The 13,269-nt window shown below is 63.5% G+C and carries 16 protein-coding genes; 11 read left to right on the top strand and 5 right to left on the bottom strand.

The genetic code is table 11. The features are described 5' to 3' along the window. Window positions 1-181: 181 nt before the first annotated feature. The 6 genes from APY03_RS04835 (at window position 182) to APY03_RS04810 (ending at window position 3,663) form a co-directional block, all read left to right on the top strand. Complete coding sequence (locus APY03_RS04835) at window positions 182-697, top strand: hypothetical protein (protein ID WP_232324155.1); 516 nt, start codon at window positions 182-184, stop codon at window positions 695-697. A 191-nt stretch (window positions 698-888) separates the two neighbouring features. After that, the gene (locus APY03_RS04830; protein ID WP_068674452.1) at window positions 889-1,080 is read left to right on the top strand and encodes a hypothetical protein; all 192 of its coding nucleotides are present in this window, start codon (window positions 889-891) and stop codon (window positions 1,078-1,080) included. 17 nt (window positions 1,081-1,097) lie between these two features. Then, window positions 1,098-1,676, top strand: a complete 579-nt coding sequence (locus APY03_RS04825) for a hypothetical protein (protein WP_232324154.1) — start codon at window positions 1,098-1,100, stop codon at window positions 1,674-1,676. 120 nt (window positions 1,677-1,796) lie between these two features. Further along, window positions 1,797-2,213, top strand: a complete 417-nt coding sequence (locus tag APY03_RS04820) for a hypothetical protein (protein WP_068674449.1) — start codon at window positions 1,797-1,799, stop codon at window positions 2,211-2,213. Between the two features lie 6 nt (window positions 2,214-2,219). Further along, window positions 2,220-3,155: a hypothetical protein gene (locus APY03_RS04815; protein ID WP_068674447.1), complete on the top strand. Its 936-nt coding sequence runs from the start codon at window positions 2,220-2,222 to the stop codon at window positions 3,153-3,155. 88 nt (window positions 3,156-3,243) lie between these two features. Further along, window positions 3,244-3,663 carry a dual specificity protein phosphatase family protein gene (locus APY03_RS04810; RefSeq protein WP_068674445.1) on the top strand — a complete coding sequence of 140 codons (420 nt, stop codon included), beginning with the start codon at window positions 3,244-3,246 and terminating at the stop codon, window positions 3,661-3,663. Between the two features lie 132 nt (window positions 3,664-3,795). Here APY03_RS04810 and APY03_RS04805 read toward each other — a convergent pair whose 3' ends face one another. Then, entirely contained in the window at window positions 3,796-3,999 is a 204-nt protein-coding gene (locus APY03_RS04805; RefSeq protein ID WP_068674443.1) for a hypothetical protein, read from the bottom strand. Between the two features lie 240 nt (window positions 4,000-4,239). On the opposite strand from APY03_RS04805, the gene APY03_RS04800 reads away from it, so the two are divergent. Next, entirely contained in the window at window positions 4,240-6,021 is a 1,782-nt protein-coding gene (locus tag APY03_RS04800) for a phosphoadenosine phosphosulfate reductase domain-containing protein (protein ID WP_083944159.1), read from the top strand. A gap of 103 nt (window positions 6,022-6,124) precedes the next feature. Beyond that, on the top strand, window positions 6,125-6,559 hold the full coding sequence (locus APY03_RS04795; protein ID WP_068674439.1) for an NUDIX hydrolase: 435 nt from the start codon (window positions 6,125-6,127) through the stop codon (window positions 6,557-6,559). 44 nt (window positions 6,560-6,603) lie between these two features. Here the strand turns inward: APY03_RS04795 and APY03_RS04790 are convergent, their stop codons facing one another. Then, on the bottom strand, window positions 6,604-7,686 hold the full coding sequence (locus APY03_RS04790) for a competence protein CoiA family protein (RefSeq protein WP_068674437.1): 1,083 nt from the start codon (window positions 7,684-7,686) through the stop codon (window positions 6,604-6,606). A 47-nt stretch (window positions 7,687-7,733) separates the two neighbouring features. Between APY03_RS04790 and APY03_RS04785 the strand changes: the two genes are divergently transcribed. Both APY03_RS04785 and APY03_RS04780 read left to right on the top strand, forming a co-directional pair. Continuing rightward, entirely contained in the window at window positions 7,734-8,216 is a 483-nt protein-coding gene (locus tag APY03_RS04785; RefSeq protein ID WP_146039513.1) for a hypothetical protein, read from the top strand. Between the two features lie 442 nt (window positions 8,217-8,658). Further along, the gene (locus APY03_RS04780; protein WP_162487209.1) at window positions 8,659-10,620 is read left to right on the top strand and encodes a dienelactone hydrolase family protein; all 1,962 of its coding nucleotides are present in this window, start codon (window positions 8,659-8,661) and stop codon (window positions 10,618-10,620) included. Window positions 10,621-10,987: 367 nt separating this feature from the next. On the opposite strand, the gene APY03_RS04775 is transcribed toward APY03_RS04780, so the two are convergent. Continuing rightward, window positions 10,988-11,200, bottom strand: coding sequence for a hypothetical protein (locus APY03_RS04775; protein ID WP_068674431.1), 213 nt, complete (start codon window positions 11,198-11,200; stop codon window positions 10,988-10,990). Between the two features lie 133 nt (window positions 11,201-11,333). Here APY03_RS04775 and APY03_RS04770 point away from each other — a divergent pair, with 133 nt between their 5' ends. Further along, complete coding sequence (locus tag APY03_RS04770; RefSeq protein WP_068674429.1) at window positions 11,334-11,939, top strand: hypothetical protein; 606 nt, start codon at window positions 11,334-11,336, stop codon at window positions 11,937-11,939. A gap of 33 nt (window positions 11,940-11,972) precedes the next feature. Here APY03_RS04770 and APY03_RS04765 read toward each other — a convergent pair whose 3' ends face one another. Next, window positions 11,973-12,407: a hypothetical protein gene (locus APY03_RS04765; protein WP_146041337.1), complete on the bottom strand. Its 435-nt coding sequence runs from the start codon at window positions 12,405-12,407 to the stop codon at window positions 11,973-11,975. A 269-nt stretch (window positions 12,408-12,676) separates the two neighbouring features. Further along, entirely contained in the window at window positions 12,677-13,135 is a 459-nt protein-coding gene (locus APY03_RS04760; protein WP_068674425.1) for a competence protein CoiA family protein, read from the bottom strand. Window positions 13,136-13,269: the final 134 nt, after the last annotated feature.

The following is a 13,269-nucleotide window of genomic DNA, read 5'->3' as shown; positions in this document are numbered from 1 at the left end:
GGGCGAGCCTATTGCGCCCCGCCCGCGAAGAGGCGGGACGCCCTCCGAGTTGACTAAAATGTGTCTCGGCCGAAATAGGGTTCTAAAATACAAGTGACTGCTATAATGCGATTTCGCGGCCTCTTTAGCGGGTTCGCATTCCAGAGATTGATAGGTCATGACCACAACTGCCGCCACAAGCTTGAGCTCCTCTGAAGTCCGCAGCCTCACCGTGTCCTCGGCGCTCGCGGCACTGCGGCAGGGGACCGGGCGTGCCGAGCCGCGCGACCAGATGTTGAACGCTGACGCGCTGCGAGCGCTGCGCCCTGTGCTCGAGCAGCGCATGGCCGTGCACCGTTCGCTGTTCGAGCCCACGTGGGTGAAAGGTGACGGCGTATTCGAGAGCTTCCTTGACGAGTTTCCGTCGCTGGACCCCGGGGCCGACCAGCTGATGAACGCCGGCGTTCGCGACGACGTTATCTTCTTCGAGGTCGCGCGCCACCGCGAGGGCGTTGGCCTGAGGTATTCCCACATGCTGCGTTTTCCGCTGAGGTATCTGAGCGACGGGGGTGAAGCTACCTTGCGTACAGAGGCGCTAGCCCGGCTGAGCAAGCAGCAGCAAGCGCTGGAAGCGAAGAACGCGGCATTCTCCGATGCAGAGACTGCGGTGCTCACCACCCTTCGGCAGCTGGCTCGCGAAGACCAGGCTGGCGCATGAACGCGATAACGTCACCCCAAACACCTCTGTGCGACTGCCTCCTCGAGGCACTGGACCCCGTCGGCGCGAGTTCCCCCTCCGAAGCTGGCTGGATGGCCGCCGCGCATCTATTCCTCAGCAGGATTACGCCTCCCTCTCTCGAAGCGCTTCTCGTGAGAGCATGTGAAGGTGCGGCCAGGGACAAGGAGCCTTTGCGCACCACCGCGCATGTTCATTTCATCGCCCTGGTGCTGAGCGAAAAGAAAGCCCTGGGCCTGGTCGAGCCCGAGGCGCGTGCGCTCCTGCTGCTTTTGGCCGGGCAGGTCGACCAAATGGAAAACATCTTTTCGTCTTGCGTGCTGCCCGAGTGGGAAGACACCGTGGACGCGAGCAGTGCAAGCTGACACTCAGCCCGACTTCTATGACGCCAACCTGTCCCTCGCAAGCCACAGACGGTCCAGCCGCTGCGCAGCGCCACGTGGCACCCGCGGGAACGCCTCTGTCCGACGCGTTGGAGCGCACGCGCGTCGAGCTCGGCCAGCAGCGCACACCCGCATACGGCGATGCCCTTGCGCTGTGCCGCTGCCTGGAAGCAGAACTTGTCGCGCTGCGAGACACGCCCCAGCCGGCTGCAATGCAGCGCGCCGACCGCACCGAGATTCATAAGCGCTTGACGCGGCTGCAGACCGGAGGCTGCACCTGCATGACGAAGACGCCGGTGCTGGCGTATCACAGCGAGAGTTGCCGATACCGGCTCGCGTCCGAGGTTGACCTGCTACTTGCGGCCGAGGAGCAGACGGTGCCCTCGGCGCCGGTGCCGAGCATTGAGGAAATGGCGGCATTGCTCGGCAGATTGCGCTATGCGCTGCGCAAGCATGCCGGTACCGTGCCTTTCGCCATGGAAGTCGCGGACCGAGCGGGGGAGTACCTTCGGCGCCATGGACTGCAAGGTTCCCCTCTGAGGACGGGGGCCCGCGAGCCCGGTCAAGACAGGGCCTAGCAATCCTGCAGCAGCCCCAGCCCTCCCAGCTGGGCTTTTTTTCATGCTTTCGCCGTGGGAGGGGCCGCCGTACTTAGGGTGGCCAGGTCCGGCCGCCGGCCAGGGTGAATAATGCGCCGGATGCACACCCCAGATTCGCTGAAGGCCTTCCTCGAGGCGCAACCGCTGCGTGGCGCCCTGTTGGCAAAGCTCGCGCCTGCCAAGGACGGGCACCACCCCCGGCCACATCTCGCCGCGGTGCACGTTCTCCTCAGCACCGCGACGCCGTCCGTCATGGAGTTCAAGCTGGAGCATTCCTGCCTTCTTGCGGATTCGACGTCGGACACGCCCGACCAGGCCGTATTCGTCTTTTTCCAGCAGCATCTGAAGCAGGGCGGCCTAGACGGCATGACCGACACTGACCTCCTTGCAACGCGCTATCTCTTCCTGGCCTTTGCCGACGAATTGAAAAATGTCTTTTCGGCGGTGCACGAAGAGTGGGTGCCAAGGCGTCGGCCCGGCGCGCTACTGCTTCCGCCGCGCCGGACCCGTGAGTGACCTCAAATGGACCCACTGCAGTTTGCACGCAATCTGCGCAGCCCGGCCTTGCCGGCCAACGCTTCGGAGTCAGCGAAGCTAAGGCGGGTGGCCAATGGCGTGCGAGCCATCGTACCGCCGCAGCTGCAGGCACTTGGCTTGACACCTACGACCGAATGGGGCGGACGCCGGGAGTTCATCCTCGGCTACATCGGCGGTGTCGCGCTGGGCATCTGCCGGGCGCTGAACATCGGGCGTCTCTCGGCAGAAGCTGCGCTATCGGCGGTGATGGATATGGCCGGTGCGTTCGCGAACGACAAGCCGACCGTGGGCGAGCTCGTCGGGTTAATCGAGGACGGCCGCCGAGCCTTCCTGGCTGGGATGGCTGCTGGGCGCGCCGACGGCCTTGCATGGGAGACGACCACCCCCGCCGCAGGCCTCGTCGGTGCCTTTCAATCAGGGCGCCGAACTTCCCCGCCAGGGCAGGCCGACCCTTCCGCCGAACCGGCAGGCACCCGCTTTGGCAAGGCCGGCGTCGCAATGCGACGCTTGGAGCGCTATCTGGTCGAGCACCTGCCGCGGGTAACGCTAATCCTCTGCACCGCCCTGGTACTCGGCATCACCTTCCAGGCTTGGTCGACGCGCCACGCCGGAAAGACTGCTATCAAGGAGCGGGAGGAAGCGGAGCAGGCTGTGGGCAGGGATGCGAGCAACAGTGCAGCAATCCTTCTTGGGGCCTACCAGAAGTGCCGTATCGTCGGCGTCAGTGACTTGCACCTTTGTGCGACGCACAACGGGCCTTTCCCTCAAGACCGCGCCGCCAAGGCGATGGCAGCCCTCGCCCTGGACTATCGCGCGAGGTTCGACAGCAGTTGTGCCCAGGTGCACAGTACCCAGGAATGTCTGGACCTGCTGTCGCGCGCCTTGCGGATAACGCAGGCCGAGGAGGCACTGGAAAAGTAGTTCGAGACGGCAACCTTGCCGGAGACGGCGAGAAGCGCGCGAGGTGCAGGGGCGGCCCTATACGCAGCAGGCCCCAACGGAGATTCTTATGAAACGTGTTCACTTCCTGCCGCGGCACATGGCGGAGAAAATCCACCCCTTGCCGAACTGCGGCGTCATCTCGCTGACGACACCTGGCGACCCGGACGCTGTGCTCCATTCGGGATGGGCAGCAGTTCTGCGCCTCGCATTCCACGATGCCGACAAGCCTGAGCCGGAGCGCATCGTGTTCAGCAAGGAGATGGCCCGCGAAATCGTGGCCTTTCTGCGCGCGAACGAGCAGCTCGACGAAGTGCTGGTGCATTGCGACCTTGGCATCAGCCGAAGCGCGGCCGTCGCGCTTTTCATCCGGGACACCTTCGACGTCCTTACCTACCGTCGGGGCGTTCCGGTCGACATCCGCTACAGCCAATACAACCGCCTAGTATATCGCCTTTTGAGCGACGCCTACTGGCGGGACGCTGATTGAACAAATACCGCCATCTGGCGGTATTTTTTTGCTCTCAGCGCTGAGCTGGCGCGACCTTTGTCGCGTTTCCGAACCTCCCCGCGCCGGGCCTGAAAAACGCCCTGCAACCAGAAGGCTGCAGGGCGGGAATGGTCAGAATTGGGCGACTGGCTTGACGCCGAGCCTGGCCGGAACGCCCCGAATCAGGTTCAGGAACTTGTCGTCCGGCTGCTTCTCCGACTTCTGCACGACGCCATAGGTGTCGTAAGGGCCGTTTACGGCAACGTACGCTCCGACGTGAAGCTGGAAACGCGAGGACAGCTGGTAGAGGCTGCCGGTGTACTTTGGGTTGGCCATGGGGTGTCCTGGAATGCTGCTGCAGCGCAAAGAGCGGCAAGGCGGGCAGCGGTTTAGAAGGTGACTGCCTTGTCTAGTGACGACGCCTCCTAGCATCTCATTTTGCTTGGCTAAAACGCGTGCGAGATGCTAAACTGTTTAGCAACTCTTAGCCCAAGGCTTATAGGCGACCTAGCATAGTTCTCCTCGTTCAGACTGGGGCTTCTTCGAACTCTTCTAGCCGAGCTCAATCGGTCGACAATGCTTGCAACTGAACTCTCAGAGGCCCACCTGCGTGAACACGAGGCCATGGCGGTCCTGCGCGGCCTGTTGGAGGCTGGCTCGCCGCTGCTGGTGGCCTATAGCGGAGGCAAGGACTCCTCCATCGTCCTGGCCCTGACGCTCAACGCTGCCCTCAGCCTAAAACGCGCCGGCGGCATCGTGCCACCCATCCTGGTCACCCACGGAGACACCGGCATCGAGAACCCAACCGTCTCGGCGCTGGCGATGCAGGAGTTGGAGAAGGTGCGTCGATTCGCCGTCCGCCATGGCCTGGTCGTACGGGCCGACGTCGCCCGCCCGGCGCTCAACGACACCTGGGCGGTCTCGGTTCTCTCGGGGCGCAAGCTCCCGACCTTCGCAAACTCGTCGTCTCGCGACTGCACCATCGGCTACAAGATTTTGCCAATGGTTAAGCTGCGAAAGCGCCTCCTGGCCGCGTTCGGCAAGCACGCCGGCCGCCCAGTCACCGTCATTGGCACCCGATTCGAGGAATCTACTGGTCGCGCGGAACGCATGGACGAGCGCAAGGAGTCCGCCTTCGTGCCCTGGGAGAAGGATGGCGCGCTCTACCTAAGCCCCATCGCGCTATGGACGTCGGACGATGTCTGGGAGAGCCTCGGAAGAATGCGTGCTGGCGACATGGAGGCCTTCACCGACGCGGCCGACGTGTTCGACCTCTACGCCGCGGGTGGCGGTTCCTCCTGCGCAGTAGTCGCCGACATGGCGAGTGAGGGCGCCAAGAAGTCGCGGGCCTGCGGTGCACGCTTCGGGTGTTCGCTTTGCGCGGCCGTCGGCCGGGACAAGTCGCTTGAGAACATGCTCGAGTCGGGCCCCGGCTACGCCTGGCTCCGCGGGCTCAACAACATCCAGCGCTTCCTAGTGGACACGCAGTACGATTTTGACCGCAGGACGTGGCTTGGGCGCACCTTGGACAAGGACGGGTTCCTGCCGGTGGCGCCGGACACGTATTCGCCGGCGATGCTCAAAGAACTCCTTCGCTACTGCCTGACCGCCGATGCCGACGAAGCGCGCGCCTGCCGCAGAGACGGCCTGGCCGCGCCACGCTTCGAGCTGGTCTCGCCGCAGGCTCTTGTTGCCATCGATGCACTGTGGGGGCTTCACGGCAACGCCGAGCGCCCTTTCGCCGCGGTGGAGGTGTGGCTGGACGTGCACGTGAACGGCGCGCGCTACTATCCGCCGAAGGACGTGATTGCGTATCCGGTCCAGAGCTTTCCGGCGCCGCGCTTCATCGCTGTGGGGGAGGAATGGGACCAGGGGTACGCGGGGGACTATTCAGGCCTTCGCGACCTGCACGCCGAGCTCGCGGCACGCGAGGGCACGCCCAACCGCAGGCTGGGTAACGGCCGAGAAGTCCTGCAGTTGTGGGAGTCCGAGCTGTTCGAGGTCGACGTGGAGGGCGCGGACACGTTCCTGGCCTGGGAGGCGGAGGGCAAGGTTGCCGACACCGCCAGCGGCGCTTCGTCGGGCGCCATCTCGTTCTTCTATTACGCGCAGCTCGGCGTCCTGGCCACGTCCGCGCGCCACACCGGCATGCTGGATTCCATCGTCCGGCGGACACGTTGGAAGCAACGTGAAGGGGTCGCGGGGCCGGTGTCTGCTGCCAAGGTGAAGGCGATGGCGCTCTCCAAGACTGAGCGGGACGTTCAGGCTGCGCAGCGTCAGGCGTCAGGAAACGCCTTCCTTGGCCCGACTCCCGAAGTGCCACTGCGCATGAAGCTGTGCCGCCCAGCCTATGTCTGAAGGTCGCCCCGGCAGGTGCCTCCCCTAACCATCGCCTACGACGGTACCTCGCGGCGATGCCCTTTGCTACACGCTTAAGGCAGTCTCCCTTAAAGCAACCAGTATGAACAACCAGTCGCTCCCCCTCGCCGTCTGTCTCATGGCGGTTGTCGGCAATCACGTCGTAGCCGTTTCGCGACGCGACGACCCCACGCAGTGGGGCCTGCCTGGCGGCAAGGTCGACCCCGGCGAGACCGAACTGCAAGCGCTCTTGCGAGAAACGAAGGAAGAGATTGGCCTTGACGTCAGGACATCCGACGTCGTGCCGCTGTTCGTCGGTCCCTGCGGCGGCGAGAACGGTACCAGGCGCTTCCTGGTGACAACGTACCTCCTCAACGCGCCGGCGCCCGAACTCTCCGCCTTGCAAGCAGAAGAGGGCCTGGCGGTCGCGTTGCAGCCCATCGCGCTGCTGCTGCGCCCGGACACGTCCCCCTTTGCTGCATACAACCAACAAGTCTCGTGGGCGTACGCCAAGCACATGGATGCCGCGCAAGCTTGATTCCAAGCAGCCCGGGCCTCGCGCCTGGGCTTTTTCCTGCCCATTCAGGCAGCGAGGTGCCCGCTGGGAACTGCTGCTGCATCGTGCAGCTTCCAGCGGCCTGCCCCGCGCTCGGTGCGGGTAAGCACGGCGGCGCCGAGGAGGGAGGACACCCGTGCGGGCGGGTTCTTCAATTCGCCAGGAGCGCCGAGCGCGGCGCGCAGCTTTTCCGTGACGTACTCGTTGGGCTGCGGCGCATTGCAGTGCAGGCAGATGTTGCTTGTCGGCGCCTTGGACCTCCTGCCGAGGTTGATTTCATACTGCTCGATACGGTTTAGACCGAGGCCGGCAAGCTCGCTCGAGCTTAGCGCGGCCTGCACGCCGGCGAGGGTCTGGGAAAGAGAAGCAGCGGTGAGCGGGTGATACCACCAGGGTTGTTCCGCGCTGTCGAGCATCCCGCAGACGTGCTTCAGCTGCCGTTTGCATGTCCAGCACTCGCCCAACAGGTATCCGACGTGGAGCGTTCGGGTGTATTCAGGCACCTCGTAGGTCAGCCGCTTGCCCAGCAGCGCCTCAACGAACTCGGGCAGCGCCAGAGGGAATCCTTTGACCCGGGGCGGCACGCCGACCTCGAAGTCCTCGAGGGAGAAGACCGGGGTTTCCTTGTCCGTCAACGGCGCAATGCCGCTCTTCATCGGCGCGTGGAACCAGGCGCCGCGTACCCCGGAATCCCTGTAGCGGCGTTGCCGCCGAAGCGTCTCGGCGTGCGGCTGCGGGGACATCTGCACTTCGAACGCGACCTGGGCACGGCCGCGCTCGCAGAAGACGTCGGCAATCCACGCCTCGCCGGTGGGGCAGGCCCCCGGCCGCTCAGTGGTCACCGTCCAGCCGGCCGCGTGCGCCGCCTGCGCGATGAGCTGTTTGCAGTAGAGGTGCTGGGCGCTTTCAGGGGCGGTGGCACAAGGTCCCTTACGGGCGTGCGCAAAGAAATAGTTCCCGAGCGGGCTCGTCTTGGGTACCGCTGCACGCTGGCAACAGGGCATGGTCAAGCCGAGCCGCTTGTAGGTAGCCTTGAGCTCCTCCCACTGGCCTTCCTCAAATTCGAAGGCGTGCAGGTTTGTCGTACCGGTGGTAGCGCGCAGAGGCATCGAGGGTTAGTCGTTCGGCGTAGCTTGGATGATAGGGGCGCGGGGCTGTGGCGGCGACCCTCAACTTTTCCCTCATTCTGCCGATAACCCCTTCCAAACCCCCCAACGAAGGGGGGGCGACCCTCGTATTCATCCGCGCCGGCGATTCCGCGGGCGTGCTGACCTTCGCTATACGGCAAAGGGTCAACTCTCATCAAGGAAGCACTGTGCTCATCACCCAACAAGAAGTGGAGGCGCTCGCCCAAAAGCGAGGCCTGGTTCTCGAATTCCCCAAGGCTTGGGCCTTGAACAAGTGGGATATCGAACTGGTCAAGCCGCAGCCCGAAGGCACGAAGCCACCTGCCGAGCCTCGCAAGGTCCTGCAGACCAACAATGTCGGCGACCTGTGTCGATTCCTGGGCAAGGACGGCTACACGGAGATGGCGGGCAAGCAAATCCGCCGCACCGAGCCGACCATCTTCCACCTGTGGCACCACGACGGCACGCTCCTTCATAAGTTCACGGGCCCGGTCGCGCTGATGCGCGACTAGCCGGGCCACTGCAACGCAATACATGCATCCGCATTCGGGCCGAATAGTGCCCCGCTCGGCCGTAAACGTAAACGGGTCGATGAGCGAACCGTCGGGGCCGACGCTCATGGTCCAAACCTGAAGGCGCTGACCGAGGCAAACGGGGCCCGGGCCACGGAAGGGAGCCAGACCTCAAGCGGGAAAACGCGCAGCGTCACAATCCGCTGGTATGTCGCGTCCCCACGGCAAACATGCCTGTGGAGGCCAAGGGGGGCAGGAGGCGCGCTTTCGAGAGCGTCTCATTCCGCTTAAGCGGTGAGACGCATGAGACGCGATGCGCACGAAGCAGCAATGGCCACCGAGGCTTCTGCCTGGCGTGCTCCGGCCCCGCCAGCGCCAGGCCATGGAGCTGTTGGTGAACAATGCATCCCACTGCCCACGCCGGTTTTTAGAGGGAGTTCGCATGCCACAAGCCTTGACGTTCGAAAACTACTTCCTGGAAGGAGAGGAGGGGCGGGTTCGCCTGAAGGTCGTGCCGTTGGTCGATGGGCTTGTGCTCGACGCGGACGAGCGCTACGCCTTTGACTTCGTGCTCCTTCCTGCGGCAAGGGCCGGGGGCTGGGCGGACGTCTACCTCTTCACCTGCGACACCTGCGGGGACCCAGGCTGCGCTCGCATCGAGGACGCCATAAGGCTGGAGGTGAGCCTCGGGCACACGACCTGGGCGATACCCGAATCGTTCCGCTCACAGCTGAATCCTGCGTTCCATGGCAAAGGACCGCTGAAACTCACCTTTGATGACAACGCGTACTCGGCCGAACTCGTGCGCGTCATGGATGCAATCAGGCAGGAGTCGCGCCGCCTTGGTCGCAACGTCGACCTCATTCCCTGGAAGTGGGGCAACGACGAACCTGCGCCAGACCTCCAGACCCACATCGACAAACTCATTCTCCGAAGAAAGTGGCTCGAATGGCGAAACCGCGTGTGGGGTGCGCTCGACGACATGCACCTCGAGCTCGAGTTTCCAAGCGGCTACGTCCATGCCATCACCGTGGAGTGCCTCGCAAACCTCGTTGTGGGCAAAGGGCCCGCGACACCCTGGACCGAGCAGGTTGGCCATGAAATCGAAGCGGACGTGGCGCCGCGCTTGAAAGCAGGGCTGGAGTCCGTCGAGGCTCTCGCCAAGACGCTGGGGTGGCCAGCCGTGTTGCGAGAGGGATTCAGGGCTGACCGCAACCCGGAGGACGTCGAACTGAGCGAACTCGAGCGCCAGACTGGATGGCCACAAGCGAAGCTGTCGCTGACCACGCACGCGCAACGCTATCCGCCAGTCGACGGGCGAAGGCCGAGCCACCGACCCCTCGATGCATGCCCACATCCTGCCCTTCTAGCTAGACAGAGGTCACCGAAACGGCCATCATGCCGCCTGGCGCGTCAGAGCGCGGTCAAAGGAGCGGCGATGCACGTTCTTCATTCTGTAGCGTGGAGAAGCTGGCGACTTCTCGCCGCATCAATCCTTGCTTTCAATGCCCTTCATCTCGCGGTAGCACAGCCACGAGGAGGGGAGACCGTTTCGTTTGAGGTTACCGAGGCATCCGGGGCCCCACGCAAGCTGCAAGGAGTGCTCTACAAAGCCACCGGCGCTCCAAAGGGGGCCGTGGTTCTGGTACATGGCTCCTCCGGCTGGACAGACCACCGAGAAGGCCACTACGGGCGTGCTCTGAGTGAGCGCGGCTACACCGTCCTTGCCATCGACACGTTTGGGCCGCGGGGAATCTCCAACACTGGAGAAAATCAAAGTCAGCTGACGACACTGCAGCAAACGCGTGATGCCTTCGCAGCGCGCCGTTTTCTGGTCGAACAATCGCACCTGCCAGCGCGCATAGCCGTCATGGGATTCTCTCGCGGTGGGCTCGTTGCGCTCTACGCGGCTGACCGAACATACCTGCCAGAGCAGAGCGACCGGTTCGCCGTCGCCATTCCTTTCTATCCGAGCTGCAGTGCCCGACCGCGAGAGCCCAAGCCAGCAAGCGTGGTCTTCATGGCGCTGGGGGAAAGGGACGATTACACCGGCGTGAAGCCGTGCGAAGAACTTGCCAAGGACTATGCGAATGCTGGAGGGAAGATTGAGGTCAAGGTGTATGCCGGAGCCAGTCACGGCTTCGACGGCGACCCAGCCAACACGCGCCTCTTTCGAGCCAGCACGGTTGAGAACTACATGGATTGTGCTGTTGTAGTGGAGCCGGACGGTCGGTACGCACTGGGTGGAAAGTACTTTTCCGAAGCGAATTACGAGGAACTACTTGGCGAGATGAGGAAGGGCTGCGTGAAGAAGGGAGCATCTTTCTGGACAAACACAGCACAGAAAGAAGCGGCGACCCGAGACGTGCTTGGATTCTTAGACGCGCGGCTCACGGGAAACTAGTACTGCCCAAGGCGCCTTCGAATACCTCCGGTAGCAGCCTTGTAGGCTCCGGCTTGTCCGTGAAGGTTACCAAGCGCGGAACCATGAACTTCCTGCAGTGCCCACACTTTCCGTGTCGTTGGGTGCGGGGGCTCTACCGTCGGCGAAGTTGGACCTGGCCACACGGGTGCGTTGGAGGCATGAGACCGCCCGCCTATATGGGCACGAGCACCGACCTCTGCATGCTGGGCGTCAGAGCTACTTACACAACATCCGGTGCCAAGACAATCTCGCCTGCTTTTCTGATATGTAGGTCGGACTCCAAAGAACCACATCCTCTCCACACGCTTTGCGGCATAAATCTCCGCAGCCGGCGACCGGCCGGCCCCTATTTGTTCGGAGCCACGATGCCCATCATCAGTTGCGTGTTCAGCGAGGCCACTTGCTGCACGAGCCCCCACTGCTTGGTCATGAGAGCCAAAAATTCCGGGTTGGTCGGCACCGCTCTGGCCGAGAGCGCGAGTTGGGACATCGACTGAGCGAGGTCCTGCTGCTCCGCATAAATTCTCTTCGCGGCTTCGGTATATTCGTCCAGCGTCATGCGGTGTCTCCAGGTGGTGATGCCAAATCTTAGCCGCATGGAAGCACAGGGAGAGGTCGAGGCGCTTCCGAAGTCCGCCGCCGCCCAGGCAACGTCTGTCCTCGGCTCCTCGTGAAATAGGAACACCTCTCAGATGGACATCGCACAATTCGAGGCAAGGGCCAGGAATCCCTCGCTGACGCGAGAGGAGCTTGAATCCTTGAAAGCAAACGCCCTTGCGAAGGGGAACAAGGAATTTGCTGCTATCGCAGCGGAAGTGCTTGACGAGCGTTTCCCGATGGCCAAGCACAAGAGCGCGGGGGCAACGCCAACCACAGCGACTATCAACGGTCGCGTCGAGCAGTCGGTCTCCGGGAAGGACGCGTACATCTGGCTGGTCGAACGCTTGCGCGACCATCGTCCCGGACTTTTGAGCGTTTACCTTCAGCGGAAGAGTCACTACTTCAAGCGCGGCGGCAGAGCCTATTTCGCCAAATCCGTCGAAGCTCTTTTCCCACAGGGTTCGGCACTCGCAGCGACGCCGGGCACGTGGGTGGAACTGCAGGAGGGCTGGTTCGCAAACGTCAACCTCAATCACGCTCAGAAGTTCGCCATCCTCCTCAGGCTTGCAGCAATAGCGGGCCTACGGTACCCAGATGATTGGGATTTCAAGGTCACAGGCGCGACTGAGAGCTTGTCTGAAAAGCAGGCTTCGGCCGCGCTCTCTGAAGCACTTCTGCACGAGCTTGGGGAACCTTGAATCGGCCGGGAGCGGGCCCGGCTCTGGACAGGTTCAGCCGCCGGGCGGTGGCAGCGAATCACGCACGACGAAGTACTTGTCCCCCGAGAAGCGCTGGTAGCCCTTAGCGACAAGATGCCCGAGGAAGCGAAGCATTTCCGAAATGATGCCAGTCATCGACTCGCCAGGGCAGGCGTCGAATAATGCCCAGGTCCAGCCGTTCACCGCTGCAGCCGAGAAGCCGTAATCGCGCTTCCGCGCGTTCCCGAGGGTACCGAGAACGAATTCTTGGAAGAGGGCACCTTGCCAAAGAGGCGCTGGCGCATTGACGGTCGGCCGTGAGTTGGGCTTCACCGTCGTGAACAGGTCGGGCCAGGCGTCCGGCGACGCGCCCAGTGCGGCCTGAAGCTCGGCGAGCTTCTGCTCGGGCGTCAGCGCACGGTGGCGCTCGTGCTCCTTGCGGGCGGTCAGGCGCTCCGCGTCGAGCATACTGAGGTCGGTTCCCGTGCGCATGAAGACCGGCGGTCCGGCGCTCCTGAACGGCGCCAGCGCTGGTGCAGGCGAGGGTCGCAAAGCGTGGAGTTCGGCCATGAGCTGCCGCTCGAGCGATGCTGCCTCCGGATGATGGAGCCACTCCCGGTTTGCGGGGCTGTCACAGACCTCCTTGGCCAGCTCCTCCAGCGTGAGGGCTTTGCCGACGAGGGGTCGCAGGTCGACCTCGACCGCGGGAATGTTCGCTTCGCGATACGCGGCGCGCTTCAGCTCATTGGCTTGGCGGTGATTCGGAACTCCACGACGCCCGCAGAGCCGTCCGCACGAATGCCGTAGGCGTCAGCGCGATGTCCTGCGACGGACCGTTCCAGCTGAACGGTCTCGAAGTCCCAACGAGCCTGCCGCTGGCGGAAAGTCTTCTGCCGGGGCCGGCCAAACCGCGGCTCATCCGTTGCGGTCACGACAAGCTCCGGCAGCTCGATGCGCCGATGGCTCTGAAGAACTTGTTTTGCCGCCAGGAGAAGGGCGGCCGTCTGGCCGTTCCTGCAGTTGTTGTTGCCTACGTGGCTGAAATGATGGACCAGGATGTCACCCTGCCTTGCCATCAATGGCAGCCTGCACCCGGGGCACACGCAGTTGCAGGTTAAACCCCGCTCGGCCGTAAACGGGTCGATGAGCGAACCGTCCGGGCGAAGTCCGAAGGGGATGTGTTGGCCGACGCTCATGGTCGAAGTCTATTCGGCCCGAATGCGGATGTCTGCGACGCCGAAAGCCAGGCGGAAGACCTGAGCCGGCGGCTAGATGCGGCATCGAGGGCGCTGACCGAGGCAAACGCTGGCCGGGCCACGGTAGGGAGCGA

Source organism: Variovorax sp. WDL1 (assembly GCF_001541225.1).
GTDB lineage: Bacteria > Pseudomonadota > Gammaproteobacteria > Burkholderiales > Burkholderiaceae_C > Variovorax.
The sequence above is the reverse complement of the archived record's forward strand: the minus strand, read 5'-3'. Positions and strand labels throughout refer to the sequence as shown.